Source organism: Paeniroseomonas aquatica, assembly GCF_030409335.1.
GTDB lineage: Bacteria > Pseudomonadota > Alphaproteobacteria > Acetobacterales > Acetobacteraceae > Belnapia > Belnapia aquatica.
Genome location: NZ_JAUFPN010000183.1, coordinates 52,697 through 77,827, shown reverse-complemented (window position 1 = coordinate 77,827; position 25,131 = coordinate 52,697). Strand labels below are relative to the sequence as shown.

At 72.9% G+C, this 25,131-nt stretch carries 26 protein-coding genes; 12 read left to right on the top strand and 14 right to left on the bottom strand.

Features of this window, described 5'->3' with window-relative positions; translation table 11 throughout:
- The 3 genes from QWZ14_RS21185 to QWZ14_RS21175 all read left to right on the top strand — a co-directional run.
- A partial coding sequence (locus tag QWZ14_RS21185; protein ID WP_290318864.1) for a hypothetical protein occupies window positions 1–436 on the top strand: 436 nt, incomplete at its 5' end.
- An 8-nt stretch (window positions 437–444) separates the two neighbouring features.
- Complete coding sequence (locus tag QWZ14_RS21180; protein WP_290318863.1) at window positions 445–1,230, top strand: FkbM family methyltransferase; 786 nt, start codon at window positions 445–447, stop codon at window positions 1,228–1,230.
- A 24-nt stretch (window positions 1,231–1,254) separates the two neighbouring features.
- Window positions 1,255–2,325, top strand: coding sequence for a hypothetical protein (locus tag QWZ14_RS21175; protein WP_290318862.1), 1,071 nt, complete (start codon window positions 1,255–1,257; stop codon window positions 2,323–2,325).
- Between the two features lie 21 nt (window positions 2,326–2,346).
- On the opposite strand, the gene QWZ14_RS21170 is transcribed toward QWZ14_RS21175, so the two are convergent.
- From QWZ14_RS21170 to QWZ14_RS21150, 5 genes are read right to left on the bottom strand one after another with little or no spacing between them, the layout of a single operon-like run.
- Entirely contained in the window at window positions 2,347–4,131 is a 1,785-nt protein-coding gene (locus QWZ14_RS21170) for a polysaccharide biosynthesis/export family protein (RefSeq protein ID WP_290318861.1), read from the bottom strand.
- Window positions 4,121–5,320, bottom strand: coding sequence for a capsule biosynthesis protein (locus QWZ14_RS21165; RefSeq protein ID WP_290318859.1), 1,200 nt, complete (start codon window positions 5,318–5,320; stop codon window positions 4,121–4,123). Before QWZ14_RS21165 ends, QWZ14_RS21170 begins: the two co-directional genes overlap by 11 nt.
- Window positions 5,277–5,924, bottom strand: a complete 648-nt coding sequence (locus QWZ14_RS21160) for an ABC transporter ATP-binding protein (protein ID WP_290318857.1) — start codon at window positions 5,922–5,924, stop codon at window positions 5,277–5,279. The genes QWZ14_RS21165 and QWZ14_RS21160 overlap by 44 nt, the downstream gene beginning before the upstream one ends.
- Window positions 5,921–6,748: an ABC transporter permease gene (locus tag QWZ14_RS21155; protein ID WP_290318855.1), complete on the bottom strand. Its 828-nt coding sequence runs from the start codon at window positions 6,746–6,748 to the stop codon at window positions 5,921–5,923. The genes QWZ14_RS21160 and QWZ14_RS21155 overlap by 4 nt, the downstream gene beginning before the upstream one ends.
- On the bottom strand, window positions 6,745–7,164 hold the full coding sequence (locus QWZ14_RS21150; RefSeq protein ID WP_290318853.1) for a DVU3141 family protein: 420 nt from the start codon (window positions 7,162–7,164) through the stop codon (window positions 6,745–6,747). The genes QWZ14_RS21155 and QWZ14_RS21150 overlap by 4 nt, the downstream gene beginning before the upstream one ends.
- A gap of 100 nt (window positions 7,165–7,264) precedes the next feature.
- On the opposite strand from QWZ14_RS21150, the gene QWZ14_RS21145 reads away from it, so the two are divergent.
- Window positions 7,265–8,080, top strand: a complete 816-nt coding sequence (locus QWZ14_RS21145) for an SDR family NAD(P)-dependent oxidoreductase (RefSeq protein ID WP_290318851.1) — start codon at window positions 7,265–7,267, stop codon at window positions 8,078–8,080.
- Here QWZ14_RS21145 and QWZ14_RS21140 read toward each other — a convergent pair.
- Genes QWZ14_RS21140 through QWZ14_RS21130 form a run of 3 tightly spaced genes read right to left on the bottom strand, consistent with a single transcriptional unit; the run spans window position 8,077 to window position 11,519 of the window.
- Entirely contained in the window at window positions 8,077–9,894 is a 1,818-nt protein-coding gene (locus QWZ14_RS21140; RefSeq protein WP_290318850.1) for a monovalent cation:proton antiporter-2 (CPA2) family protein, read from the bottom strand. The genes QWZ14_RS21145 and QWZ14_RS21140 overlap by 4 nt on opposite strands.
- 57 nt (window positions 9,895–9,951) lie before the next feature.
- The gene (locus QWZ14_RS21135) at window positions 9,952–11,346 is read right to left on the bottom strand and encodes an amidase (protein WP_290318848.1); all 1,395 of its coding nucleotides are present in this window, start codon (window positions 11,344–11,346) and stop codon (window positions 9,952–9,954) included.
- Window positions 11,343–11,519, bottom strand: coding sequence for a hypothetical protein (locus QWZ14_RS21130; protein ID WP_290318847.1), 177 nt, complete (start codon window positions 11,517–11,519; stop codon window positions 11,343–11,345). Before QWZ14_RS21130 ends, QWZ14_RS21135 begins: the two co-directional genes overlap by 4 nt.
- 191 nt (window positions 11,520–11,710) lie before the next feature.
- Here QWZ14_RS21130 and QWZ14_RS21125 point away from each other — a divergent pair, with 191 nt between their 5' ends.
- A complete protein-coding gene (locus tag QWZ14_RS21125) occupies window positions 11,711–12,898 on the top strand; it encodes a CaiB/BaiF CoA transferase family protein (protein ID WP_290318846.1) in 1,188 nt (395 codons plus the stop codon).
- Window positions 12,895–13,791: a hydroxymethylglutaryl-CoA lyase gene (locus QWZ14_RS21120; protein ID WP_290318845.1), complete on the top strand. Its 897-nt coding sequence runs from the start codon at window positions 12,895–12,897 to the stop codon at window positions 13,789–13,791. The genes QWZ14_RS21125 and QWZ14_RS21120 overlap by 4 nt, the downstream gene beginning before the upstream one ends.
- A gap of 41 nt (window positions 13,792–13,832) precedes the next feature.
- Here QWZ14_RS21120 and QWZ14_RS21115 read toward each other — a convergent pair whose 3' ends face one another.
- Together QWZ14_RS21115 and QWZ14_RS21110 are read right to left on the bottom strand one after the other, a co-directional pair.
- Window positions 13,833–14,357 (bottom strand): hypothetical protein, encoded by a 525-nt coding sequence (locus QWZ14_RS21115; protein WP_290318844.1) that lies wholly within the window; start codon window positions 14,355–14,357, stop codon window positions 13,833–13,835.
- Complete coding sequence (locus QWZ14_RS21110; protein WP_290318843.1) at window positions 14,354–14,908, bottom strand: hypothetical protein; 555 nt, start codon at window positions 14,906–14,908, stop codon at window positions 14,354–14,356. The genes QWZ14_RS21115 and QWZ14_RS21110 overlap by 4 nt, the downstream gene beginning before the upstream one ends.
- A 257-nt stretch (window positions 14,909–15,165) precedes the next feature.
- Here QWZ14_RS21110 and QWZ14_RS21105 point away from each other — a divergent pair, with 257 nt between their 5' ends.
- Window positions 15,166–15,660 (top strand): CHAP domain-containing protein, encoded by a 495-nt coding sequence (locus QWZ14_RS21105; protein WP_290318842.1) that lies wholly within the window; start codon window positions 15,166–15,168, stop codon window positions 15,658–15,660.
- On the opposite strand, the gene QWZ14_RS21100 is transcribed toward QWZ14_RS21105, so the two are convergent.
- On the bottom strand, window positions 15,657–16,544 hold the full coding sequence (locus QWZ14_RS21100; protein ID WP_290318841.1) for an alpha/beta fold hydrolase: 888 nt from the start codon (window positions 16,542–16,544) through the stop codon (window positions 15,657–15,659). The genes QWZ14_RS21105 and QWZ14_RS21100 overlap by 4 nt on opposite strands.
- A gap of 116 nt (window positions 16,545–16,660) precedes the next feature.
- On the opposite strand from QWZ14_RS21100, the gene QWZ14_RS21095 reads away from it, so the two are divergent.
- From QWZ14_RS21095 to QWZ14_RS21085, 3 genes are read left to right on the top strand one after another with little or no spacing between them, the layout of a single operon-like run.
- A complete protein-coding gene (locus QWZ14_RS21095; protein WP_290318840.1) occupies window positions 16,661–17,059 on the top strand; it encodes a carboxymuconolactone decarboxylase family protein in 399 nt (132 codons plus the stop codon).
- Window positions 17,060–17,959 (top strand): NAD(P)-dependent oxidoreductase, encoded by a 900-nt coding sequence (locus QWZ14_RS21090; RefSeq protein WP_290318839.1) that lies wholly within the window; start codon window positions 17,060–17,062, stop codon window positions 17,957–17,959.
- A 51-nt stretch (window positions 17,960–18,010) separates the two neighbouring features.
- Window positions 18,011–18,814, top strand: a complete 804-nt coding sequence (locus QWZ14_RS21085; RefSeq protein ID WP_290318838.1) for an N-acyl homoserine lactonase family protein — start codon at window positions 18,011–18,013, stop codon at window positions 18,812–18,814.
- Window positions 18,815–18,849: 35 nt separating this feature from the next.
- Here QWZ14_RS21085 and QWZ14_RS21080 read toward each other — a convergent pair whose 3' ends face one another.
- Together QWZ14_RS21080 and QWZ14_RS21075 are read right to left on the bottom strand one after the other, a co-directional pair.
- Entirely contained in the window at window positions 18,850–19,176 is a 327-nt protein-coding gene (locus tag QWZ14_RS21080; RefSeq protein WP_290318837.1) for a multidrug DMT transporter permease, read from the bottom strand.
- A gap of 9 nt (window positions 19,177–19,185) precedes the next feature.
- On the bottom strand, window positions 19,186–20,142 hold the full coding sequence (locus QWZ14_RS21075; protein WP_290318836.1) for a Bug family tripartite tricarboxylate transporter substrate binding protein: 957 nt from the start codon (window positions 20,140–20,142) through the stop codon (window positions 19,186–19,188).
- Between the two features lie 166 nt (window positions 20,143–20,308).
- On the opposite strand from QWZ14_RS21075, the gene QWZ14_RS21070 reads away from it, so the two are divergent.
- On the top strand, window positions 20,309–22,678 hold the full coding sequence (locus QWZ14_RS21070) for a xanthine dehydrogenase family protein molybdopterin-binding subunit (protein WP_290318835.1): 2,370 nt from the start codon (window positions 20,309–20,311) through the stop codon (window positions 22,676–22,678).
- Between the two features lie 241 nt (window positions 22,679–22,919).
- A complete protein-coding gene (locus QWZ14_RS21065) occupies window positions 22,920–23,279 on the top strand; it encodes a response regulator (RefSeq protein ID WP_290318834.1) in 360 nt (119 codons plus the stop codon).
- 16 nt (window positions 23,280–23,295) lie between these two features.
- On the opposite strand, the gene QWZ14_RS21060 is transcribed toward QWZ14_RS21065, so the two are convergent.
- Entirely contained in the window at window positions 23,296–25,056 is a 1,761-nt protein-coding gene (locus QWZ14_RS21060; RefSeq protein ID WP_290318833.1) for a PAS domain-containing sensor histidine kinase, read from the bottom strand.
- Window positions 25,057–25,131 lie beyond the last annotated feature (75 nt).

Here is a 25,131-nt window from a genome sequence, read left to right as displayed (position 1 = left end):
GGCGCCGGCCGGGCCCGGGCCCGCCCGCACCGGCCGCTGCACCCCGCTGCGGCTGAACCGGGCCGGGCCGGTGCCGGGCTGGGTCTCGGACCGGGCGCTGGGCCGGCCGGGGCCGGAGGGCGCGGCGGTCTTCGCCACCGACCTCGCGCTGCGCCTGCCGCATCCCGGCAGCCGCCGCGCCACGCTGATCATCGAGGCGGCCCCGGGCGCCGGCGGCGCCGGGGAGGCGAGCCCCACCCTGGTCGCGCTGCACCACGACCGGCCGATCGCCGCCGCCGGCCTCGACCCGGCCGTGGGCGGCTCGATCGCCCTGACGCTGCAGGGCCTCACCGCCGGGGAGGAGCTGCCGGTCCGGCTCTGCCTCGCCGGGGGACTGCCGGTCGACCCCTTGCAGGGATGGGCCCGCTGGCTCGCCCTCTGGCTCATTGCGGAGTGACGCGCGCCATGGCGACTACCCCGGACCCCGAGGCGGCGCCGGCCGCCGACCCGCTGCTGGCGGAGATCCGGCAGCGGCTGGTCAACATCGAAACCAAGCAGAACAGCCTGCTGGCCGCCGCCGAGCCGGTGGCGCGCTTCTCGCCCGACCAATGGTATGGCCGGCACACCTATTCGCAGCACGGCGAGGATCTGGTCTTCCTCAACATCTTCTGGCGGCTCGGGATCGAGCAGCCCTCCTGGCTGGACGTCGGCGCGCATCATCCCTGGCACATCAGCAACACCGCGCTGCTCTATGCCCGCGGCGGCCGCGGGGTGAACGTCGAGGCCAATCCGCACCTGATCGCGGCCTTCCGGCAGGAGCGGCCGGAGGACGTCAACCTCAACTGCGGCGCCTCCGACCGGGAGGGGATGCTGACCTTCCACATGATCGACCGCGCCTCCGGCCGGAACAGCTTCGAGACGGCGGAGGTCGAGGCCTTCCTCCAGGCGCGGGCCGGCTTCGCGGTGACCGAGCGGATCGAGGTGCCGGTCACCACGGTGCGACGCATCGTCGAGGAGCATTGCGCCGGGCAATTCCCCGACCTGCTCAGCGTCGACGCGGAGGGCCATGACCTCGCCGTGCTCTGCGGCATCGACTGGACCCGGCCGGGGCCGAAGCTGGTCTGCGTCGAGGCGAATACCCCGGCGGCCGAGGAGCAGGTGCTCGGCTACCTCGAGGCGCGGGGCTACCGCCGGGTCTTTGCCGCCGGGCCGAACTGGCTGCTGCTGCGCCACGACCTTCCCTATCCCTGAAACCCTCACGGCGGGGGCCATGCCATGATCGTTCTGTGCCTCGGGATGCAGGGCAGCGCCTCGACCTTCACCTTCAACGTCGTGCGCGACCTGCTGGCGGCCGGGGGCGGGTCGGTGGCGGGGTTCGAGGCGACCGGCCTGGCGGCGGTGGAAGCGGCGCTGCGGGGCTGCCCGGATTCGGTGGTGGTCCGGGCGCATACCCTGAGCGCGTCGCTGCTCGCCCTGGTCGCCGCGGCGGGCGGGCGCTTCGTCGTCACGACGCGCGATCCGCGCGACTGCGTCGCCTCGCTGCGGTGCCGGCTCGGCGGCGATGCGGCCTGCTGGGCGATGGATGTCGCCCGCTCCCTGGCGGCGGTCGGCACGGTGCTGCAGCGCCCGGGCATCCGGCCCTTCGCCTTCGAGGAGGGCTTCGCCGCCGATCCGGACATCGGGCCGCGGCTGGCGGCGGCGCTGGGCCTGTCGCTCGACCCGCAGCACGCCCGGCGGGTCGCCGCGGGCTGGAGCCCGGGGAAGGTCGGGGAAGTGCTGGCGGCCCTGGCGCGGCAACGCAAGCCGGATGGCGCGGGCTTCCGCTCGGACCCCGCCACCGGCTTCAACGAGGCGCATCTCGGCGACGGCCGGGTCGGCAAATGGGCCGAGGTGCTTCCCCCCGCGGAGGCGGCCGCCATCGACCGCTGCTTCGGCGGCCTGGGGCCGATCCGGCACGGCCTCCGGCCCGGCGATACCCTCCGTTTCGGCGAGGCCCTGTTCAGCCCGGCCGCCCGCCACGACGACGACGCGGATGCCCGGCCGGGACCCTTCGGGGTCCCGCTGCTGCGGCTCTGCTACCTCGCGGCCGGGCGCTGGCGGCTGAGCCTGCGCGGCACGGTGCCGGCGGCGCCCGGGCCGCGCTGGCTGAGCCTGTTCGTCGGCGGGGAGCGGGTGCTGGCGCATCCGGTCGCGGCTGCCGCGGCGGCGGCCCCGGTCGAGGCCGGTTGCGTGCTGGACCACCGGCTGCACGAGGACATGATCGAGGTCTGGCTGGAGGATGCCGCCGGCCGCCGGCCCGACCCGCATCGGCCGGCGGCGCTGGAGCTGGCGGCGGAGCGGCTGTAGCGCCGCCCCGGCCGGCAGGCCCTAGAGGAAGATCCGGGTCGAGACCGCGATCTGGTAGATCAGCCCGAGCAGGTCGCTGCCGATCTGGAAGGCCTTGGGGTCGAGCCGCGGCAGCACGATCAGCTCGTCGCCCGGGCGGGGCGGCACCTGCGGGTCCAGCACCAGCTCGCCGCTGGCGCGGCGGATCATGATGGAGCCCTCGTTGCCGCGGCCGCTGAAGCCGCCGGCCTGGCGGACGTAATCCGCGAGCCGCAGCTCGGGCCGCCAGACCACCGCATGCGGCGCCATGACCTCGCCGGCCACCAGCACCGTCTGCGAGCGCTCGGGAATGACGATGACGTCGCCATCCTCGAGCCGGATCGGGGCGCAGATGCCCCCGGCGCTGGTGACCACCACGCGGCCTTCCGGCTGGGTGCGGCGGGCGCGCTGGATGTAGGAGGAGACGAGGTTCGCCTCCGAGGCGCGGATGGCGGCGACGCCGGTGGTCGGCGAGACCGCGAGGAAGAGCTGGCGCTCCAGCCGGTCCAGCGCCTCGTCGATGGCGCGGCGCTGCTGCTGCGCGACGGAGGGCCGCAGCAGGAAGACCGAGCGGGTATCGGCCAGCACCGGATCCACCGCGACATGGTCCAGCACCTGGCAGAGCTGCGCGTCGCGGTCGGCGACCAGCACCGAGGGGCCGATGCGGCTGCCCTCGACCGAGACCCGGACGGTGCGGGCCGGGCTGTCGGTGATGAAGGTGACGGTGTCCTGGTCGCCCAGCGTCAGGGTGGCGAGCTCGGTCAGCGAGGCGTAGCGCGAGAAGGGCTGGCCGCCGCGGGTGCCCTTCACGATGGCATTGGTCGCCGAGGGCAGCGGCCGGGCGTATTCGATCAACTCCCGGCCGGTCATCCGGAGGCCGGGGACCTCGAAGAGGTAGTTGTTGCGGACCGCGCCGTCGGCGCCGACCACGGCGCGCTGGCGGCCGACCACCAGCGTGTCGCCCTCCTGCAGCCGCACCGCGGGCAGCCGGCCCTCGAGCAGGAAGCGGTAGAGGTCGACGTTGCCGACGGTGCGGCCGCCGCGCTGGATGGCGACCTCGCGGTAGGAGCCGCGCCCGGCGTCGACGCCGCCGGCGCGGACCAGGAAGTCGATCACGCTGTCCGCCGCCGAGCCGCCGAAGCGGCCGGGGGTGCGGACGAAGCCGGTGACGAAGACGCCGATGCGCTGGGTCGAGAGCAGCACGGCATAGACCTGCACCTGGCTGGTGTAGATCTTCTGCACTTCGGCCTCGACCACCCGCTGCAGGTCGCCGGCGCGGGTGCCGGCGATGCGGATCGGGCCGATGTTCGGCAGGAAGAGGTTGCCGGAGGGATCGACCACGCCGAGCGCCTCGGCCTCGACCGCGCCCCAGACCCGCAGCGAGACGCGGTCGCCGGGGGTGATGACGTAGTTGGGGTTGGGCGCGTCGGAGACGGCCGTCGCCTCGCGGGTGAAGAGGCTGGCGCCGAAGACCGCGGTGGCGCCGCCGGCCCGCTGGCCGTCGCCGAGCGGGCCCATGGCGATCGGGCCGCCCTCGGATTCGGTGACCTCGCCGGGGCGGGAGACGACGCGGTCCGAGCGCAGCAGGCCCTGCAGGGTCTGCACCGCGGCGCCGGCCTGCGCGGGCGGCGGCGGCCGGCTGGCGGCGAGGCCGGCGGCCGACTGGTTCAGCAGCTGCTGCTGCTGCAGCGCCTGGAGGTTCTGCAGCGGGGTCTGCGCCGCGGCCGGCAGGCCGAGGAGCAGCGCGGTCGCCAGCAGGGCGCCGCGGGCGGCGGGATTACGCGGCATGTTCGCGCATCCCGGCGACCAGCAGCCAGGCCAGGCCATAGGCGACGGAGAGGGAGAGGAAGAGATAGAGCACGGTGAGCATTGCCTTCGGGTAGCGGGCGTATTCGGCGAGGTTGGGCTCGACGATGCGGAGCAGGAAGAGCTGCTGCCGCTGGGCGTCGACCCGCGCCTTCTCGAGCGAGGCGGTGGCGGAGCTGAGCTGGGCGCGGGCGAGCTCGCGGTCGAGCGCGAGGCGCTCGAACTCGCCGACCTGCTGGGACAGCCCGCTTTCGTTGGCGCTGGTGCGCTTGCGCTCCTCGGCGACCTGGGCGGAGAGCGCCTCGATCCGGTTGCGCAGCTGCATGACGCGGGGATTGTCGCCGCGGGCGAAGCGGCTGGCCTCGCCCATCTCGGCCCGGGCCTGGGCCAGGGCGCCCTCGAGCCGGCCGATGTTCTCGACCGCGACGACCGCCGAGCGGGTCGGGTCGACCGCGCGTTCGCGCTCGCGGAATTCGGTCATGGCGAGCTGGGCGGCGGTGAGCCGGGCCTCGGCGCGCTCGAGCTCCTCCCGCGCGACGCGCAGCCCGTCCTGCTGCAGCCGCTCGTTCAGCCGGTTCACCATGCTTTCGGAGAGGGCGAGCAATTCGCGGGCGATTCCCTGCGAATCCTCGGGGCGGAAGCTGTGGACGCGGAGCGCGGTGATGCCGCTGGTGGTGTCGTAGTCCACGGTCACCATGCGGCGGTAGTAGTCGAGCAGCCGCTCGGCGTTCGGCGTCTCCCACCAGAGCCGGGCGACGACATCGGCCTCGGGGCGGCGGAAGATGTCGACCAGCGGCACCCGGGCGCGCAGCGCCCCGACCGCGTCGTGCGATTGCAGGTAGTCGCGGATGCCCATCGCATCCTCGTGCGAGGGGCGGAAGCCGGCGCCGGCCATCATCTCGCCAAGGCCGGAGGTCGGCGCCTGGGAGCGGCCGCGGATCAGGAAGCGGGCCTCCGAATCATACTGCGGGGTGGCGACCAGGACCAGGTAGGCGGCGGCGACCAGCGTCGGCAGGACGACGGTCAGGCGGAAGGCGTTGCGCTTCGCCGCCCGGCGCATGCGGGCGCCGAGGCCGCCCGGCGACGGGACGGGCCCCGACCAGCCGGCCGTGTCGAGGACGGCCGCGTCAGGCAGCTTGGTAGACGGCGATCGCTTCGTCCAGATCGTCATATCGGGTCAGCCTACCATCGTTGAGGACTGCGGCCGAGGTGCAGAAGGCCTGCACCGTCGCGGGGATATGGGAGACGAGGAGCAGGGTGCTCCGCGCCTGGCGTTCGGCCAGCGCCTTGCGGCAGCGCTCGCCGAAGCGGGTGTCGCCGACGGCGATCACCTCGTCGACCAGGTAGCATTCGAAGTCGACCGCCAGCGACAGGGCGAAGCCCAGCCGCATGATCATGCCCGAGGAATAGGTCCGGACCGGCAGCCGGTAGTATTCGCCGAGCTCGGCGAATTCCTCGACGAACTCGACCGTTTCCTGGATCGGCTTCTCGTAGATCCGGGCGATGAAGCGGGCGTTGTCGGCGCCGGTGATGCTGTAGTGCATGGCGCCGGCGAAGCCCAAGGGCCAGGAGACGCTCATGCGCCGCTCGATGGTGCCGCTGTTCGGGTGCTCGACGCCGGAGATGAGGCGCAGCAGCGTGGTCTTGCCGGCGCCGTTGCGGCCGAGGATGCCGATCTTCTCGCCGGGCAGGAAGGTCGCGTCGATGCCGCGCAGGACCTCCCGGGTGCCGAGCTGGGTCTTGTAGGCCTTGCGGATGTTGCTCAGCTGAATCATAGGGCGAGGTCGCGCCGCGCGCGCCGCAGCCCGGCCATGCCGAGCAGGTTCAGCACCGCGACCCAGCCCACCATGTAGACCAGGTCGTACCGGGTGGGGACGGCGTTGCCGAACTGGCCGTCCCGGATCATCTCGAACATGTGGACCGTCGGGATCCAGAGCGCCGCGTCCTGCGCCTCCGTCGGCAGCCAGAACAGCATGAAGAAGGCGCCGGTGATCGGCAGCGTCAGGTAGGTGACGAGGTGCACCATGCGCTCGAACAGCTCGGTATAGACCGCGCCGGTCGCCACCAGCAGGGCGAGGCCATGGGAGAAGAGCAGCATCAGGACCATGCCCAGAAGCATCTTGAAGGGCCCGACCGGCCATTCGCCGAGGACCATGCCGAAGAGCAGCAGGAAGACCACCATCGCGCCCAGCGTCGCCGCGCCCTCGAGCAGGTTCCGCGAGATCATGATGTCGAGCACCGTGATGTGGCGGTGGTAGAGCAGCGACTGGTTGGAGGGGATGGCGACCGGGGCGCGGTTCACGACGCCGCGCAGCAGGTAGAAGGGGATGTAGCCGATCACCCAGAAGGACATCGGGTTCAGCCCGCCGGGCAGGCCGTGCTGGGTGAACAGGTGCAGCAGCCCGATGGCGCCGCCGAGGATGGCCGGCTCGAGGAAGAGCCAGAGGTAGCCGAGGTTGTCGCGGCCGAAGCGGGTGCCGAGCTCGCGCAGCAGCAGGGCGCCGATCACCCGCAGCTGGCGCCGGCAGGCCTGGCCCAGCCCGTCCTGCCGCGGCGGCAGGCCGCGGCGGCGGGCGTCCTGCTGGAAGGTGCCGCTCACGGACGCTGCATGCCGCCGCCCCGCAGCAGCGGCCGGGCCTCGGCCCACTGGCCGTCGGCCTGGCAGAGCAGCCGCGACCGTTCCTCCATGCCGCCGCCGATCAGCACCTCCCGGCATTCCCGGCCGCTGGCGGCGTTGTAGGCGCGCAGCAGACGGACCCGGGCGCTGCGGCCGGACTCATCCAGGGGGAGGGTGGTCTCGGCGCCGGGGCGGGCGGTGGCGGCGAAGGTGGTGACCGCATCCATCGGCCCCGGTGCCGCGGCCCGCGGCGGCGGCGCCGTCTCGGCCGCCGGGCCGGCCAACTGGGCGCAGCCGGCGACGGACAGGAAGGCGAGTCCGGCCAGGGCGCGGGACGCCGTGGCGCCGGTTGAACGGGCAAGGAAATACAATGTGCGATTGCCAGACGCGAAATTCATCACGATCAAATATCCCCGGTTCCCTCTAGCAAAACGCGAGGCAACGACAAGCATGTTTCGCATGACGGGTGTACGGAGTGAACCCTATAGCATCGATGCCATGAACGAAGCGTTAACCGATCGTGCACGAAAGCCACACCGCCCCGCCGCCCTGTCGCATGTCGTCATCTCCGGCGCCTCGCGCGGCCTGGGCGCCGCCCTGGCGCTGCGGCTGGCCGCGCCCGGGATGCGGCTGGGCCTGGTCGCCCGCTCCGCCGCGGGGCTGGCCGAGACCGCCGCGGCCTGCGCCGCGCAGGGGGCCGCGGTCGCCACCGCCTGCCTCGACGTGCGGGACGCCGCGCCGCTGGCCGCGCAGCTGCTCGCCTGGGATGCCGAGGCGCCGGTGGATGCGCTGGTGGCCAATGCCGGGATCAACGGCGGCACCGGGCCGGACGGGGCGCCGGAGGGCCATGCCCGGGCGGTGGCGCAGATCGCGGTGAACCTGCTCGGCGCGGTGAACCTGATCGAGCCGCTGCTGCCGGCGATGCTGGCCCGGCGCCGCGGCGGCATCGCCCTGGTCGGCTCGGTCGCCGGCTTCCGCGGCCTGCCGGACAGCCCGGCCTACAGCGCCAGCAAGGCCGGGCTCTGGGCCTATGGCGAGGCGCTGCGGGCGGCGCACGGGCCGGCCGGGATCCGCGTCACGGTGCTGGCGCCGGGCTTCTTCGCCAGCGCCATGAGCGAGAGCTTCCTCGGCGCGCATCCCTTCAAGCTGCCGGTGGCGGTGGTGGCGGCGCGGCTCGAGCGGGCGCTGCGGCGGGGCGAGGGCAGGGCGGTGCTGCCCTGGCCGATGGGGGCGGGGCTGCGGCTGCTGGCCCTGCTGCCCGCCCCGCTGTCCGACCTGCTGGTGCGGCGGTTCCGCTTCCGCGTCCTGGGCTAGTTGTTCGCGGCCGTCCCGGCCGGCAGGTCGCCGATCACTTGGCCCGGCCGCTGCGGCGCGGTCAGCGGCTCCGGCACCGGGCGGTTGCCGCGGATCAGGTCGACGCCGGCGTAGGTGCCGCCGGTCATCTGCAGCTCCAGCCGCTCGAGGTCGCGGCGGCGGACGTCCTCGACCAGCTCGGCCGCTTCCTCCTCGGGCACGCCCAGGCGGCGGAGCGCCGCAGCGCTGAAGGCCATCGCCGATTCGAAGGTCTCCCGCAGCTGGTAGTCCACCCCGGCGGCGATCAGGTCCAGCGCATGGCCGCGGTCGTAGGCCCGGACGAAAAGCTTGGCGAGCGGGTATTCCGACCGCACCAGATGCGCGATGCGGGTGGCCGCGGCGCGGTCGTCGATGCAGACCATGATGGCCTGGGCCCGCCCGGCGCCGGAGGCATGCAAGATCTCCGGCCGGGTGCCGTCGCCGTAGTAGACCTTGAAGCCGAAGCTGCTGGCGACGGTGATCATCTCCACGTCGTTCTCGATGATCGAGACGGCGAGTCCGCGGGCGAGCAGCGCCTGGCTGGCCACCTGGCCGAAGCGGCCGAAGCCGATGATCAGCACCTCGCCCTGCAGGTCCTCGGCCGCCTCCACCCCCTCGGTCGAGACCGCCGGCGGCGGCATCCAGCGGCGCGCCAGGGTGGCGACCACCGGGGTGATGGCCATCGACAGGATGACCGTCGCGGTGAAGACGGTATTGGTGCGGGCGTCGAAGATGCCGGCGGCGGCGGCGGCCGCGTAGAGCACGAAGGCGAATTCGCCGCCCTGGGCAAACAGCGTCGTCCGGGTGACGGCGGCCCGGGTGCCGGCGCCGAAGGCGCGGGCCACGGCGAAGATGCCGAGCGCCTTCACCAGCGTATAGCCGATGACCGCGAGGGCGATCGCCTGCCAGTCCCGCGCCAGGGCCGGCAGGTCCAGCGACATGCCGACCGCGATGAAGAACAGCCCGAGCAGGATGCCGCGGAAGGGCTCGATGTCGGCCTCGAGCTGGTGCCGGAAGGTGCTCTCGGACAGCAGCACGCCGGCCAGGAAGGCGCCCATCGCCATCGACAGCCCGCCGAGCTCCATCAGCAGCGCCGCGCCGAGCACGATCAGCAGGGCGGCGGCGGTCATCACCTCCCGCGCATGGGCGGCGGCCAGGATGCGGAACATCGGGTTCAGCAGCCAGCGGCCGATGCCGACCAGGGCGGCGACGGCGGCCAGCGCGACGGCGACCGAGATCCAGCGCGGCGCCGCCTCCGGGTCGGCCTCGCCCGGCGCCAGGAAGGCGACCGCGGCCAGCAGCGGCACGATGGCGAGGTCTTCCAGCAGCAGGATGGAGACCGCCTTCTGCCCCTGCGGCGTCGAGGTCTCCCCGGCCTCGTCCAGCATCTGCATGACGACGGCGGTCGAGGACAGCACGAAGCCCATCCCGGCGACGAAGGCGACCGCCGGGGCGAGGCCGGCCAGGATGCCGGCGCCGGTCAGCAGCACGCCGCAGACCACCACCTGCGCGGCGCCCAGGCCGAAGATCTCCCGCCGCAGGTTCCACAGCCGGGCGGGCTGCATCTCGAGGCCGATGATGAACAGCAGCATGATGACGCCGAGCTCGGCGGTATGCAGGATGGTCGCGGGATCGGCGATCAGGCGCAGGCCGAAGGGGCCGATCGCCAGGCCGGCGGCGAAGTAGCCGAGCACCGAGCCGAGGCCGAGCTTGCGGAAGATGGGCACGGCCACGACGCCGGCGCCCAGCAGGGCGACCACCTCGACCAGATCGATGCCATGGGTTTCGCCGGCCATGAAGGTCCTTTCCTGCGGAGTGACGGGCGGGGCCGGTGCCCCGCCGGATGCCCGGCGCTAGAGCGCCGGCGCCATCGCCGCCCAGGGCGCGGCGCGTTCGTAGCCGGCGGCGGCGCGGTAGATCAACGCCTCGCCGAAGCTTGGCGCCACCAGCTGCATCCCGAGCGGCAGCCCCTCCGCCTGGCTGAGCCCGCACATGATGCTGGCGGCGGGGTGGCCGGTGACGTTGAAGGGGGTGCGGGCCTGGCGCGGATAGGTCCGCTCGACCTCGGCCGCGTCGTCTATCCGGCAGGCCGGATCCATCGAGCTGGCACACATCAGCAGGTCCACCCCGGCGAAAGCCTCCTCCACCGCGGCGACGAGCTGGCGGCGGCGGCGCTGCGCCTGGACGTAGTCGGTGCCGGAGACGAAGACGCCGGGCAGCAGCCGGCGGCGGGTGATATGGGCGTAGTCGCCGGGCCGCTCCCGCAGCCAGGTCTCGTGGATGGCGGTCGCCTCGGGCAGCATGATGGTGCGGTTGACCCCGGCGAATTCGCCGAGCGGCGGCAGGGTGACGGTGCTGATGGTGGCGCCCTCGGCCGCCATCAGCGCGGCGGCGGCCTCGAGCGCCGCGGCCATCTCCGGCGTCGCCGGCTGGTCCTGCTCGTGGAAGTGGCGGACGAAGCCGATCTTCAGGCCCTTCAGCCCCCGGTGCAGGTCCCGCGTGTAGTCCTCGGGCGCATGCGCGGCGCTGCCGGGGTCGCCGGAATCGTGCCCGGCGATGACGTTCAGCAGCAGCGCGTTGTCCCGCACCGTGCGGGTCATCGGCCCGACGTGGTCGAGGGTGAAGGACAGCGGGAAGACGCCGCGGCGGGAGACGAGGCCATAGGTCGGCTTCAGCCCGACCAGCCCGCAATGGCTGGCCGGATGCCGGACCGAGCCGCCGGTATCGGTGCCGAGCGCCGCCGGGACCATGCGCGCCGCAACCGCCGCGCCGGAGCCGGAGGAGGAGCCGCCGGGATGGTGCCGCGGGTTCCAGGGATTGCGCGCCGGCGGGAAGGGCAGGTCGAAGGCCGGTCCGCCGATGGCGAATTCATGGGTCGAGAGCTTGGCCGGGAAGAGGGCGCCTGCCGCCCGCAGCCGGGCGGTGGCGACGGCGTCCTCGGTCGCGACGCGGTCGAGCTGCAGCCTGGAGTGGCAGGTGGTCGGGTGCCCGGCGAGGTCGATGATGTCCTTCAGCCCGACCGGGATGCCGTGCAGCGGGCCGCGCGACCCGCCCCGGGCGATCTCGGTCTCGGCCGCCTTGGCATCGCCCATGGCCTCGTCGGCCACCAGCCGGATGATGGCGTTCAGCTTCGGCTCCACCGCGGCGATGCGGTCGAGGCAGGATTGCAGCAGCTCGACCGGCGAGAGGCGCCTCGCCGCAATCAGCCCCGCGGCCTCGGCCAGCGGCAGGGCATGCGGGGCGCTCACCGGGACACCGGCGCGGCATAGGCGGGCAGCGGCTCGGCGGCGGGGTCGGCCGGGCGGGTGAAGGCGCCGCGGAAGCGGGCGGCCAGGGCCACGGCCTCGGCCACGTCCTCGGGGTGGTCGCGGAGCGCCCGGTCGATCCCGGCGGCCTTGGCGAGGGTGGCGGTCTCGGACATGGCGTGCGGCCCCTTCAATGCTGCGCTGCGGCGATGGTGGCGCAAAAGACCGCGCGGCGGAACCCGGGCGGGCACCGCCGGGGGGCGGGCGCCACGGCGCCGCCGGCCGTTGCGGCATCGTTCCCGGTCCGTGGCTTTTGTCGCCGGCCGTGCGGGGCTATGCAGGCGGTCGGAGAAACGCCGGAGAGAGCATGTCCGCATCACCAGGCCTGCCGCTGGACGGGCTGAAGATCGTCGAGCTCGGCCACTACATCGCCGCACCCTTCGCCACCCGGCTGCTGGCCGACCTCGGCGCCGAGGTGATCAAGGTGGAACCGCCGGACGGCGACCCGGTGCGCGGCTGGGGCAGCCAGGTCGAGGGCCATGCGGTCTGGTTCAGCGTGCATGGCCGCAACAAGCTCTCGGTCACCCTCGACCTGAAGAACCCGGACGACAAAGCGAAGCTCCGCCAGCTGGTCGGCCGCGCCGATGCGCTGGTCGAGAATTTCCGCCCCGGCCAGCTCGAGCGCTACGGCCTCGGCCCGGCGGCGCTGCACGCGGTCAATCCGCGGCTCGTCATCGCCCGGATCAGCGGCTACGGCCAGGACGGGCCCTACCGGGACAAGCCGGCCTTCGGGGCGATCGGCGAGGCCATGGGCGGCCTCCGCCACCTCACCGCCAACCCGGGCCAGAGCGCGCTGCCGCCGCCGCGCTGCGGCGTCTCCATCTCGGACGACCTCGCCGGCATGTACGCGGCGATGGGGCTGGTCGCGGCCTGCTGGGGGATCAAGGGCAACCCGGAGGCCAAGGGACGCGTCATCGACGTCGACCTGGTCGGCAGCGTCTTCTCGCTGATGGAGGGCATGCTGCCGGAATACGGGCTGTTCGGCTGGGTGCGGCAGCCGCAGGGCGCCGCCATCAAGACCGCGGCGCCGACCAATACCTACCTGTGTGCCGACGGGAAGTGGCTCTGCATCGCCGGCAATTCGGATCTGATCTTCCGCCGGCTGATGGCCGCCATCGGCCGGCCCGAACTCGCCGGGGAGCCGCGCTTCGTCAACAATGCCGCCCGCTGCGAGAACGTCGCCGAGCTGGACGCCGCCATCACCGCCTGGACCGTGACGCAGCAGGCGGCCGAGGCCGAGGCGGTGCTGGACGCCGCCGAGGTGCCCTGCTCCCGGCTGTTCGACATGAAGGACTGCGTCGAGGATCCCCACTTCCAGGCCCGCGACCTGGTGATGGAGGTCGCCGACCCGCTGCTCGGCAAGGTTCTCCACCCCGCCGCGCCCTTCCGCTTCGACGGCGTCCCGCCCCGCGACATGGTGCGCTGGACGGGCCCCGCCGCCGGGGCGCACAACGCGCATGTCTTCACCGAATTACTGAAGGAGGCCACCCCATGAACGAGGCCATACTCTCCGAGGTCGCCCCGCGCGACGGGCTGCAGTCCATCGCCGCCTTCGTCCCGACCGAGACCAAGATCGCCCTGGTGAAGGCCAGCTACGAGGCCGGCCTGCGCCGGATGGAGATCGGCAGCTTCGTCTCGCCCAAGGCCATCCCGCAGATGGCCGATACCGCCGCGGTGCTGCAATACGCCAAGCAGCTCGAGGGCCTCGAGTGCACCGTGCTGGTGCCGAACCGCAAGGGCTTCGACTTGGCGATGAAGGCCGGGGCCGACCGGCTCGGCCTGTTCATGTCGGTCACCGAGGGCCACAACCAGGCCAACCTGAACCGCGCGCGCGCCGACAGCCTGGCCGACCTCGGCGCCATCGTCCGCGACGCGCCGAAGGGGACGAAGATCCGCTTCAACCTCTCCTGCGCCTTCCACTGCCCCTTCGAGGGCGTGGTGCCGGAGCAGGACACGCTCGACCTGGTGGAGCAGGTGATGGCGCTCGACCCGGAGATGGAGATCGCCATCTGCGACACCACCGGCAATGCCTCCCCCGACCAGGTGAGCCGGATCTTCCGCCAGGCGGTGCAGTCCTGGGGCACCCGCTTCGCCTTCCACGGCCATGACACCTACGGCATGGGCGTGGCCAACGTGGTCGCCGCCTGGGAAGCCGGCTGCCGGGTCTTCGACGCCGCCTCGGGCGGCATCGGCGGCTGCCCCTTCGCCCCCGGCGCGACCGGCAACGTGGCGATGGAGGACGTGGTCTGGATGTTCCGCCGCCGCGGGGTCGAGACCGGGGTGGTCTGGGACAAGCTGCTGCTGGCCGCCGACATGGCCGCGGCCATCCCCGGCGCGACGCCGGGCGGGGCGATGCGGCGGGTGCCGGCGGCGCGCAAGGCGGCCTGACGCGGGCCCGGGGAGACGGTGGTCTCCCCGGGTGGCACGTCCTACTTGCGCCGCGCCGGCGCCGCGGCCGGGGTGCGGCGCGGCGGCGGGGTGGCGGCCCGCGCGGGCGGCGGCGGCGGCGCGGCCGGCGCGGTGTAGTTCACCGTCACCGCCACGCGCAGCGTGGCCCCGCCCGGCATCAGCCGCACCGCGAAGGCGTCCGACCCGCCGAAGGCGGCATTCGGGATGTAGTCGACGCGGGTGTTGTCGCCGACCTTGCGGATGTGCAGCCGGCCGTTGGTCGGCCGCGTCTCCACCAGCCCGAGGTCGAAGGGCTTCGGCCCTGGCTGCGAGACCAGGATGCCGCACCAGCCGCCGTCGTTGTCGAGGACCATGGTCGTCTCGGTCGGCTGGCCGGCGGTCAGGCTGACCGGCTGCTGCACGGTGCAGAGCTTGGCGCCGCCGGCGAGGTCGTTGGCATAGACCCGCGTGGTCGGGGCCGCGCGGCGGGTCGCCTGCGGCTCGGCGCAGCCGGCCAGCGCGGCCAGCAGGGTCAGAGGCGCAACCAGGGTAAGGCGGGAATTCATCGGGCGTGGGTTCCAGCGGTGCGGCGGGCCGGGGTGGCGGCACGAGGGGCGGGCGCGCCCTGGCAGGCGGTCGCGCCGGAGGAGAGCAGGTCCTTGCCGGCGGCATAGGCCGGCAGGTCGGTACCCGAGGGCAGCGCCATCACCTCGTCGAACAGCCCGGCGTTGCGCGGGCAGTAGTCGCTGCCGAGCTGGCGGGCGACGTTCGAGCGGACATTGGCGAGCTCGGTGATGTAGATGTCGTTCTGCCGCTGGCCGGGACGGACGCCGCCATGGGCGCGGATGAAGTACTGGCCGAAGGCGCGGCCGTTGGTGGCCAGCGTCGGCTGGTACTTCTGCACGAAGGCGTTGTAGCGGTCCTCGAACTTGCAGGTCGTGGCGACGACCATCAGCTCGGTCTTCAGCGCCTCCAGCTCGAAGACGCTCTGGTCGGCATCGGCGGCGCAGCGCGGCAGGGCGCTGGCGGGCTGGGCGGCCAGCATGGCGCCGGCGAGCAGCAGCGCGAGCGGCGCGGCACCTGGGCGGCGACGCGGCCGCGGATTGGTTTCGGTCATCAGCTGGCCCTTCCTGGCAGACACGGGATGGACCGGCCGTCCGCCGCGTCCCGGGGTTCGCCCGTGACGCGACGGAATGGCAATGGCGCCCCCGCTGGGAGTCCTTTCAGCACACTCGGCGGGCGAGGGCGAGGGTCTGGTTGTGGCATAACAGTAATACGTTGCAAGTCGCTGGCCCCGCATGTTTTTCACCTACCGGTTGTGGCCGGCGGGGCTATCCTGGGGGTCGGCATGGGGGATTCGGGGGTGGAGTCGCGGTGCTGGACCGGCTGTTGATCCTGGCGCTGCTGGCCCTGGCGGGCTGCGGCGCGACCCGCCAGCCGCTGCCGCGGACCCTGGCCGAGGCGGATGGCGGCCTGTCCTGCGTGCCCTATGCCCGGGCCCGGTCGGGCCTGGCGATCAGTGGCGACGCCTGGCAGTGGTGGGATGCCGCGGCCGGCCGCTACGATCGCAGCCGCAGCCCGCAGCCCGGCAGCGTACTGGTGCTGATGCGGACCTCCCGCCTGCCGAGCGGGCATGTCTCGGTGGTCAGCCGCGTGGTCTCGGACCGGGAGATCCGGGTGGACCACGCCAACTGGGCCTCGGGCCGCGGCAAGGGCCGGATCGCCCGGGACCAGGCGGTGGCCGATGTCTCGGCGGCCAACGACTGGTCCCTGGTGCGGGTCTGGTACCCGCCGAGCGGCACCCTCGGCGTCACCGCCTTCCCGGCCTATGGCTTCGTGCACCCGCGGGTGGTCACCGCCGGGCGCTAGCCCGGCGCCAGGAAGCCGCCGAGCCAGCCCAGCACCTCCTCGGGCGCCTCCTCCGCCAGGTAGTGCCCGCTGGCGACGCCGCCGCCGCTGACCGGCCCCGCGGCAAAGTCCCGCCAGATCGCCAGCGCGTCGTACCACTTCGGGATGGAGCCCTTGCTGCCCCAGAGCGCCAGCAGCGGGCACTGGATTTTCTGCCCCGCCGCCCGGCTGGCCCGGTCGTGCTCCAGGTCGATGCCGGTGGCCGCCCGGTAGTCCTCGCAGATCGAGCGCACGGTGCCTTCCTCCCGCAGCGCCGCCAGGTAGTCGGCCCGCGCCTCCGGATGGAAGAAGCCGCGGTCCTTGGGCTCGCGGGAGGTGTGCAGGTCGAACCAGTCCTCGGTATCGCGGAGGATCATCCGCTCCGGCTTGTCGTGCGGCTGGGCCAGGAAGAACCAGTGATAGTAGCCCATGGCGAAGGCCATGTCCGCCCGCTCGAAATGCGCGAGCGTCGGGATGATGTCCATGGTGCAGAGCCGCTCGACCCGCTCGGGATGGTCGAGCGCCAGACGGTGCGCCACCCGGGCGCCGCGGTCGTGGCTCACCACCGTGAAGCGCTCATGCCCGAGGTCGCCCATCAGGGCGACCAGGTCGCCGGCCATGGCGCGCTTCGACATCCCCGCGCTGTCCGGGCTGGCCGGCGGCTTGGCCGAGAAGCCGTAGCCGCGGATGTCCGGGGCGACGATGCTGAAGCGCCGCGCCAGGGTCGGCGCCACCTTGTGCCACATGGCATGGGTCTGCGGGTTGCCGTGCAGCAGCAGCAGGGGCGGGCCCTCGCCGCCGCGGCGGAGCCGGATGCGGCGGCCCTCGACCTGCCGGTCCTCCAGCGTGAAGCCTTCGAAGAACATCGCGATCCCTCCCGGTTTGCCGCGATCCTAGTCCCGGCCGGGCCGCTTGGCACCGGTTGACCGGGGCCGCGCCCGGGGCCAGCCTGCGCCCCTCATTCGCCTGTGGGAGAGACCCGATGTCCGAAGACGAAGCCCTGTTCAACAAGGGCATGCCGATCCGCCGCGAAGTCCTCGGCGCCGAATACGTCGATGCCAGCATGTCGAAGGCCGACGACTTCATGATGGCCTTCCAGCGCGCCACCACCACCATCGCCTGGGGCTGGGCCTGGGGCGACCCGACGCTCGACCGCAAGACCCGCAGCCTGCTGAACCTGGCCATGCTGACCGCGCTGAACCGCGCCCCCGAGATCAAGCTGCACGTCAAGGGCGCGCTGACCAACGGCGTGACGGTCGAGGAGATCAAGGCGACCCTGCTGCACGCGACCGCCTATTGCGGCATCCCCGCCGGGCTCGACGCCTTCAAGGCGGCCCACGAGGTGCTGGTGAAGGAAGGCGCCCTGCCGGGGACGAAGTAGATGGCCGCCATCAGGACGATCGGCTTCATCGGCATCGGCAACATGGGCTGGCCGATGGCGGCCAACCTAGTGAAGGCCGGCTTTGCCGTCACCGTCTGCGACGCCCGGCCCGGCCATGCGGCGAAATTCGCGGCCGAGGTCGGCGGCACCGCCGTGGCCGACCCGGTCGCCGCGGCGAAGGGCATGGACTGCGTCGTCACCATCGTGCCGACCAGCAAGCAGGTGGCCGAGGTGGCGGCGCAGATCGCCCCGGCGCTCGCCGCCGGCGCCCTGGTCATCGACATGACCAGCGGCCAGCCCGGCAAGACCCGGGAGATCGCGGCCGAGCTCACCGCCCGCGGCGTGGCGATGATCGACGCCCCGGTCTCGGGCGGCGTGCCGCGGGCCAAGACCGGCGAGCTCGCCATCATGGTCGGCGGCACGGATGCGGACCTCGACCGGGCCGAGCCTGTTCTGAAGGCGATGGGCACCAGCATCCACCGCTGCGGCGGCATCGGCGCCGGCCAGGCGATGAAGGCGCTGAACAACCTGGTCTCGGCGGGCGGCTTCCTCATGGGCATCGAGGCGCTGCTGATCGGCCAGCGCTTCGGCCTCGAGGCCGGGAAGATGGTGGACGTGCTGAACGCCTCCTCCGGCATGACCAATTCCAGCCAGAAGAAGTTCAAGCAGTATGTCCTGAACCGCCAGTTCGACGACGGCTTCGGCCTCGAGCTGATGGTGAAGGACCTCGGCATCGCGCTGGAAGTGGGACGCGACACCAATACGCCGACGCCCTTCTCGGCGCTGTGCCGGGAGATGTGGGCCTCGGCGCTGTCGGCGCTCGGGCCGGGCCACAACCACACCGCCATGACCCAGCTTTCCGAGAAGCTGGCGGGTGAGACGCTGGGCGGGAACAAGTAGGACCGGCGGCGCCGGCTGCGGCCGGCGCCAGCCGATACAGGGGGGAACGCCATGACAATCCCGAATTGGGAAGCCTATGCCATCCGCTACGGGCGCCACGACCGCCCGGCGCAATCCAATTTCCTGCTGCCGGTCGCCGATCCGCACGACGCCATGCCGCTCGACTATTTCGTCTGGCTGCTGCGCGCTCCCGATGGCCATGAGATCGTGGTCGATACCGGCTTCGATGCCGCCTGCGCCGCCAAGCGCGGCCGCACGCTGCACCGCTCGGTCGCCGAGAGCCTCGCCGCCATGGATTGCGACGTGGCGAAGGTGCGGGACGTGGTGGTGACGCATCTCCACTACGACCATGCCGGCAGCATCGACATCTTCACCGGCGCCAAGGTCCATATCCAGGACCGCGAGATGGCCTTCGCCACGGGGCGGCACATGTGCACCGCCTGCATCCGGGTGCCCTTCGAGGCCGACCACGTCATCTCGATGGTGAAGGCGCTCTTCGCCGACAAGGTCGTGTTCCACGACGGGGAAGGGGAGGTCGCGCCCGGCGTCAGCGTCCACCGCGTCGGCGGCCATTCCGACGGGCTCCAGGTGGTGCGGGTGCAGACCGCGCGCGGGCCGGTGGTCATCGCCTCGGATGCGCTGCATTTCTACGCCAACGACCGGACCGGCAATCCCTTCCCGATCATCTTCGACCTCGGCGCCATGACCCAGGGCTGGCGCATCTCCAAGCGCCTGGCCGGGGGCGACGAGAGCCGGGTGATCGCGGGCCACGACCCGGAGGTCCGCGCCCGCTTCCAGCCGGTCGCGGGCCAGGATGGCGAGGTGGTGGCGCTGCACCTGCCGCCGCTGCGGTAGGGCCCCATCACCGGGGGGGCAGTTCCCCCCGGTTGCTACCGCGCCATCACCAGCGCCGTCAGGAACAGCCCGCCCACCGCCAGCACCATGGCGAGGCCCGGCCAGTAGGGCCGGGCGCCGGATTGCACCAGCAGCGCATTCGCCGCCAGCGAGGCGACCAGCCCGGCCACCGGCTGGGTCCAGTGCAGCTTCCAGAAGCCCCAGGCCAGCAGCACCAGCCAGAAGGCGAAGGCCGAGCGGCCGAAGATCTTGAAGGCGCGGTCCGCCGCCGCCGCCTCGGGCCGCAGCCCCGGCGTCGAGCAGCGCGCCTCGATGACCCCGGCGAGCGCAAGCAGGACGAGGGCGATGAAATAGAGCTGCATGCGGCGGCTTTACTCGACCTTGATCCCCGCCGCCACGATCACCCCGCGCCAGCGCGCCGCCTCCGCCCGGATCGTCGCCGCGGTCGCCTCCGGCGTGCCGCCGATCGGCTCCAGCCCCAGCTCGCCCAGCCGGCGGCGGAAGGCCGGATCCACCAGGATGGCATTCACCGACCCGTTCAGCCGCGCGACCACGGCGGGCGGCGTGCCGGCCGGGGCCGCCAGGTAGTTGAAGGCGGCCGCGTCGAAGCCGGGCAGCGTCTCGGCGATGGTCGGCAGGTCCGGCATGAGGCTGGACTTGGCCGGCGTGCTGACCGCCAGCGCCCGCACCGCGCCGGTCGCCCGGTGCTCGGCATAGAGCAGCAGCGTATCGATCAGCATCGAGATCCGTCCGGCCAGCAATTCCTGGATGGCCGGGCCGCTGCCGCGGAAGGGCACGTGGGTGATCTCGATGCCGGCCATCTGCTTCAGCATCTCCCCCGCCAGGTGGGAGGAGGCGCCGATGCCGGAGCTGCCGAAGGTCAGCCGCCCCGGCTGCGCCTTGGCCAGGGCGATCAGCTCCGCCACCGAATGCACCGGCAGGGCAGGGTGCACCACCAGCAGGTTCGGCGCCGTCACCAGGCTGACGATCGGGGCGAAGTCGCGCTCGGGGTCGTAGGGCAGGCCGGGCATCAGGCTGGGATTGATGATCTGCGGGCCGGGGGTGCCGTAGAGCAGGGTGAGGCCATCGGCCGGCGCCTTGGCCACCGCATTGGCGCCGATGGTGGCGCCGGCGCCCGGCCGGTTCTCGACGATGACGGGCTGGCCGAGCGGCCCCGCCAGCCGTTCCGCCAGCAGCCGCGCCAGCAGGTCCGAGGCGCCGCCGGGGGCGAAGGGCACCACCAGCCGCAACGGCCGGCCCGGCCACTCCTCCGCCGCGGCGGGAGCCGCCGGCCCGGCGGCCAGGGCCAGCGAAGCCAGGATCGCCATGGCGTCCCGGCGCCCGGAATGCCGCATTCCTTCCCCCCGATCTGCCGTTTTCCCGACCCTTGCCGGGCCGGGACGGGCTGTCAACGGCGGGACCCGGGGTCGCGCCCTGGACAAAGCTGCCCTAGTCTCAATCTCAACAGCACCCATAGCGACGAGAGCGAGACCCATGCCCGATACCGCCATGCCGGATGTGACGCGCCTCAAGTTCGGCGTTGGCCAGTCCGTGCCGCGTCAGGAAGACCCGATCCTGCTGCAGGGCCGCGGCCGCTACACCGACGACATCACCCTGCCCGGGCAGCTCTGGGCGGTCATGGTCCGCAGCCCCTATGCCCATGGCACCATCACCGCGATCGAGACCGAAGCCGCCAAGGCGGTGCCCGGCGTGCTCGGCGTCTATACCGGGGCCGACCTGGCCGAGGGCGGCTATGGCCCGATGCGCTGCGTCCTGCCGCTGAAGAACCGCGACGGCTCGCCGCTCCGGAACATCGAGCGCCCGGCGCTGGCCATGGACAAGGTCCGCTTCGTCGGCGACCCCGTCGCCTTCGTCGTGGCCGAGACCAAATCCGCCGCCCGCGACGGCGCCGAGGCGGTCTTCGTCGATATCGACGTGCTGCCGGCGGTGACCGAGGCCTCGGCCGGCGCCGCCCCCGGCGCGCCGCAGCTCTACGACCATATCCCCGGCAACGTCGTGCTCGACTTCCATTTCGGCGACAGCGCCAAGGTCGCCGAGGCCTTCGGCCAGGCCGCGCATGTCACGAAGCTCTCGATCCGCAACAACCGCGTCGTGGTCTGCGCGATGGAGCCGCGCAGCGCCATCGGCGAATACGATGCCGAGACCGGCCGCTACACGCTCCATGTCGGCAGCCAGGGCGTCTTCGGCCTGCGCGGCCAGATGGCGAACGACATCCTGAAGGTGCCGGTGGACAAGGTCCGCATCCTCACCGGCAACGTCGGCGGCTCCTTCGGCATGAAGGCCAGCGCCTATCCGGAATACCTCTGCCTGCTGCATGCGGCGAAGGTCCTCGGCCGCCCGGTCAAGTGGACCGACGAGCGCACCGGCTCCTTCCTCTCGGACCAGCACGGCCGCGACCATGAGGTCGAGGCCGAGCTGGCGCTGGATGCCGAAGGCCGCGCGCTCGCCGTGCGGCTCACCAGCTTCGCCAACATGGGCGGCTACCTCGCCACCGTGGCGCCGCTGATGGGCACCGGCAATTTCGTCAAGAACGTGCAGTCCAACTACGCGACGCCGCTGATCGAGGTGAACACGGTCTGCGTCGTCACCAATACCAGCCCGGTCTCGGCCTATCGCGGCGCCGGCCGGCCCGAGGGCAACTACTTCTTCGAGCGGCTGCTGGAACAGGCGGCGCATGAGACCGGGCGCGACCCGATCGCGCTGCGCAAGCTGAACCACATCACCGATGCAGAGCTGCCCTTCACCTCCTCCAACGGCAGCGTCTACGACAGCGGCGATTTCTCCGCCCTGCTCGAGGAAGCGCTGGAGAAGGCCGACTGGGACGGCTTCGAGGCCCGCAAGGCCGAGAGCGCGAAGAAGGGCCTGCTGCGAGGCCGGGGGATCGGCAATTTCCTCGAATGCACCGCCCCGCCGATGAAGGAGCAGGGCGAGATCCGCTTCGAGGCGGATGGCACCGTCACCATCATCACCGGCACGCTGGACTACGGCCAGGGCCATTGGTCGGCCTTCGCCCAGGTGCTGCATACCCATCTCGGGGTGCCCTTCGAGGCGATCCGGCTGATGCAGGGCGACAGCGACCTGCTGATCGCCGGCGGCGGCACCGGCGGCTCCAAGTCGCTCATGGCCTCGGGCGCCGCCATCGTCGAGGCGGCGCAGCTGGTGATCGAGAAGGGCAAGCTCGCCTCGGCGCATATGCTGGAAGCCGCGGTCGGCGACATCGAGTTCACCCGCGACGGCGAGGGGCTCGGCCGCTTCACCATCGCCGGCACCGACCGCTCGATCGGCATCATGGAGCTGGCCGAGCGCATCCGCACCGCCAACAATCCGCCGCCCGACCTGCCCACCGACCTCAACGTCCGCCACGTCTTCGGCGAGGCGCCGCAGGCCTATCCCAACGGCTGCCACATCGCCGAGGTCGAGGTCGAGCCGGAGACCGGCCATGCCGAGGTGGTCCGCTACATGTCGGTCAACGACTTCGGCGTCATGGTCAACCCGCTGCTGGTCGCGGGCCAGGCGCATGGCGGCATCGTCCAGGGCATCGGCCAGGCGCTGTACGAGCGGGTCTCCTACTCCGAGGAAGGCCAGCTTCTCTCGGGCAGCTACCAGGACTACTGCCTGCCGCGCGCCGGGGACCTGCCGGACTTCGGCTTCGAGAGCCATGCCTCGGTCTGCAAGACCAATCCGCTCGGCGCCAAGGGCTGCGGCGAGGCGGGCTGCGCCGGCTCGCTGCCGGCGGTGATGAATGCGCTGGTCGATGCGCTCTCGGGCTTCGGCATCAGCCACATCGACATGCCGGCCACGCCCGAGACGATCTGGCGGGCGATCAGCGCGGCCCGCGCCTGACGCCGCAGCCCGGCCGGTGGACTTCCCGCCGGCCGGGCCCATCTCCCACGAAATTGCCATGAAGTGGCGCCAAGAGCAGCGCGGCGGCGCCCTGGGGGTGCCGGCCGCCTGTTCGCGTGCGTCCCGGCGGGGGCTGGGCGCCGCGGCTATCCCGTCGCGTGCAGAAGCAGGGTATGATGCGCGATGGCCGGTGGCGGCTGGCGCGAATTGACATGGGGCATCGGGCGTGGGGAGTAGCGGCATGACCAAGCTGACCGGGCGGCGCATTCTGGTGGTGGAGGATGAGGCGCTGGTGGCGATGCTGGTGGAGGATGCCCTGCTGGATGCCGGTGCCATCGTGCTCGGCCCGGTCGCCACGGTGGCCGAGGCCCTGGCCCTGCTGCAGCAGGACATTCCCGATGTCGCGGTGCTGGACCTGAACCTGGCGGGAGAGACCTCGACCCCGGTCGCCGACCGGCTGGTGACCATGGGCGTGCCCTTCGTGGTGGCGACCGGCTATGGCGCCGACGGCCTGCCGCCCGGCCATGCCACGGTCCCGGTGCTGGCCAAGCCCTACGATCCCGACGATCTGACGACCGCCCTGGGCCGCCTCTGCGGCTGAACGCCCGCCGGCGGGGTCACCCGCCGGGCCCGGGCTCCGGGACCATCTGCCTGAGCCGGGCGGCGAGCGCCGCCGTCCCGAGCGGTTTCAGCAGCACCGGCACCCCGGGCGGCAGCTCCGGCGGCGGCGGGTCCGCGTGCCCGCTGAGGAGCGCCACCGGCAGGCCGGGGCGGCGCCGCGCCAACGCCGCCGCCAGCGCGCCGCCGGTCATCCCCGGCATCGCCTGGTCGGTCAGCACCACGTCGCAGCCCAGGCCGGTGTCCAGCAGCCGCAGCGCCGCCGGGGCATCGGCCGCCTCGGTCACCACCAGCCCTTCCTCGCGCAGCGCCGCCGCCATCACCTGGCGCAGCGGCGCCTCGTCCTCCACCAGCAGCAGGCGCAGCGGCCGGCCGAGGCCGGTGGCCGGCCCGGCCGCGGCCAGGGGGGAGCCGGCCTCCTGCGGCCCGGCCTCCGGCAGCCAGAGGCTGACCCTGGTGCCCTGGCCCGGGGCGCTCTCGATCGCCAGGGCCCCGCCCGACTGCAGGGCGAAGCCATGCGCCATGGCAAGGCCGAGGCCGGTGCCCTGGCCGACCTCCTTGGTGGTGAAGAAGGGCTCGGTGGCCCGCGCCAGGGTCGGCGCATCCATCCCCGCGCCGGTATCACCGACGGTCAGCCGCAGGTAGCGGCCGGGCGGCAGGCCGGCGGCGCCGCCCGGCTCCGCCGCCACCTCCTCCGGCGTCACGCCGAGCCGCAGCACGCCGCCGCCCGGCATGGCGTCCCGGGCATTGAGCGCGAGGTTGAACAGCACGAGGTCGAGCTGCATCCGGTCCGCCCGCAGCGGCGGCAGCCCCGGCGGCGCCGCGACCTCGAGGCGGATGTCCGGGCCGAGCGCGCCATGCAGCAGGGTCGCCAGGCCTTCCAGCACCGCCGCCGGCGCCACCGGGCCGGACTGCAGCCGGTCCTGCCGGGCGAAGGCCAGCATCCGCCGGGTGATATCGGCGCCGCGCTCGGCCGCGGCCAGGGCGGCGCCGGCGTAGCGGCGCACCCGCGCCGGGTCGTCCGGCCGGCTTTCCACCAGCCGCAGGGCGCCGTTCATCACCTGCAGCATGTTGTTGAAGTCATGCGCCACCCCGCCGGCGATCCGGCCCAGCGCCTCCAGCTTCTGCGCCTCGCGCAGCCGCGCCTCCGACCGGTTGCGCGCGGTGATGTCGAGCAGCACGGCGAAGCTGCGGCGGAAGCGGCCGGCGGCATCGCGGTCCGCCCGGGCCCGCAGCAACACCTCGACCAGCGCGCCGTCGCGGCGGCGCATGCGGTACTCCACCTCCTGCACCTCGTCCTCGCCGCGGAGCAGCGCGGCCCGGGCAAGCTCCCAGCGGGCGGCGCTTTCGGGGGCCATGAATTCGGCGGGCCGGCGGCCCAGCACCTCCTCCCGCCGGTAGCCGAGGAAGCCGAGCCATTCGGCGCTGACCTCGATCAGCCGGCCCTCGTTGTCGCAGGAATGGAAGGCGGCGGGGGTGCGGTCGTAGATGCGGCGGAGCTCCGCCGAGCGCTCCGCCAGGCTGGCGGTACGCTCGGCGACCCGCGCCTCCAGCGCCGCCGTCGCCTGCCGCGGCGCCTCGTCCTCCCGCTGCCGGCCGGGCGGCCGGCAGAGCCAGCCCGCGGCCGGCCAGGCCAGCGCCGCCGCCAGGATCAGCGCCGCCGCCCCGCCGAGGACAGCCTGCGCCAGCACCGCGAGCAGGGCGAAGCCGGCCAGGCCGGCGGCGAAGGGTATCCGGAGGGACAGGGTGGGTAGGACCATGACCGGCGATTTGATGCCGCCGGTTCTACTCGCCGGCCGAACGTTGCGAAGTCACAGGACCGTCAGGAGGCCCGG

Coding starts and splice junctions, on each gene's coding strand:
- QWZ14_RS21160 (WP_290318857.1), bottom strand. CDS start 5,924: ATGATTCAGCTGAGCAACATCCGCAAGGCCTACAAGACCCAGCTCGGC.
- QWZ14_RS21150 (WP_290318853.1), bottom strand. CDS start 7,164: ATGAATTTCGCGTCTGGCAATCGCACATTGTATTTCCTTGCCCGTTCA.
- QWZ14_RS21095 (WP_290318840.1), top strand. CDS start 16,661: ATGTCCGAAGACGAAGCCCTGTTCAACAAGGGCATGCCGATCCGCCGC.
- QWZ14_RS21065 (WP_290318834.1), top strand. CDS start 22,920: ATGACCAAGCTGACCGGGCGGCGCATTCTGGTGGTGGAGGATGAGGCG.
- QWZ14_RS21180 (WP_290318863.1), top strand. CDS start 445: ATGGCGACTACCCCGGACCCCGAGGCGGCGCCGGCCGCCGACCCGCTG.
- QWZ14_RS21165 (WP_290318859.1), bottom strand. CDS start 5,320: ATGACGATCTGGACGAAGCGATCGCCGTCTACCAAGCTGCCTGACGCG.
- QWZ14_RS21170 (WP_290318861.1), bottom strand. CDS start 4,131: ATGCCGCGTAATCCCGCCGCCCGCGGCGCCCTGCTGGCGACCGCGCTG.
- QWZ14_RS21075 (WP_290318836.1), bottom strand. CDS start 20,142: ATGGCGATCCTGGCTTCGCTGGCCCTGGCCGCCGGGCCGGCGGCTCCC.
- QWZ14_RS21080 (WP_290318837.1), bottom strand. CDS start 19,176: ATGCAGCTCTATTTCATCGCCCTCGTCCTGCTTGCGCTCGCCGGGGTC.
- QWZ14_RS21060 (WP_290318833.1), bottom strand. CDS start 25,056: ATGGTCCTACCCACCCTGTCCCTCCGGATACCCTTCGCCGCCGGCCTG.
- QWZ14_RS21125 (WP_290318846.1), top strand. CDS start 11,711: ATGTCCGCATCACCAGGCCTGCCGCTGGACGGGCTGAAGATCGTCGAG.
- QWZ14_RS21115 (WP_290318844.1), bottom strand. CDS start 14,357: ATGAATTCCCGCCTTACCCTGGTTGCGCCTCTGACCCTGCTGGCCGCG.
- QWZ14_RS21085 (WP_290318838.1), top strand. CDS start 18,011: ATGACAATCCCGAATTGGGAAGCCTATGCCATCCGCTACGGGCGCCAC.
- QWZ14_RS21145 (WP_290318851.1), top strand. CDS start 7,265: ATGAACGAAGCGTTAACCGATCGTGCACGAAAGCCACACCGCCCCGCC.
- QWZ14_RS21140 (WP_290318850.1), bottom strand. CDS start 9,894: ATGGCCGGCGAAACCCATGGCATCGATCTGGTCGAGGTGGTCGCCCTG.
- QWZ14_RS21090 (WP_290318839.1), top strand. CDS start 17,060: ATGGCCGCCATCAGGACGATCGGCTTCATCGGCATCGGCAACATGGGC.
- QWZ14_RS21120 (WP_290318845.1), top strand. CDS start 12,895: ATGAACGAGGCCATACTCTCCGAGGTCGCCCCGCGCGACGGGCTGCAG.
- QWZ14_RS21130 (WP_290318847.1), bottom strand. CDS start 11,519: ATGTCCGAGACCGCCACCCTCGCCAAGGCCGCCGGGATCGACCGGGCG.
- QWZ14_RS21070 (WP_290318835.1), top strand. CDS start 20,309: ATGCCCGATACCGCCATGCCGGATGTGACGCGCCTCAAGTTCGGCGTT.
- QWZ14_RS21100 (WP_290318841.1), bottom strand. CDS start 16,544: ATGTTCTTCGAAGGCTTCACGCTGGAGGACCGGCAGGTCGAGGGCCGC.
- QWZ14_RS21175 (WP_290318862.1), top strand. CDS start 1,255: ATGATCGTTCTGTGCCTCGGGATGCAGGGCAGCGCCTCGACCTTCACC.
- QWZ14_RS21110 (WP_290318843.1), bottom strand. CDS start 14,908: ATGACCGAAACCAATCCGCGGCCGCGTCGCCGCCCAGGTGCCGCGCCG.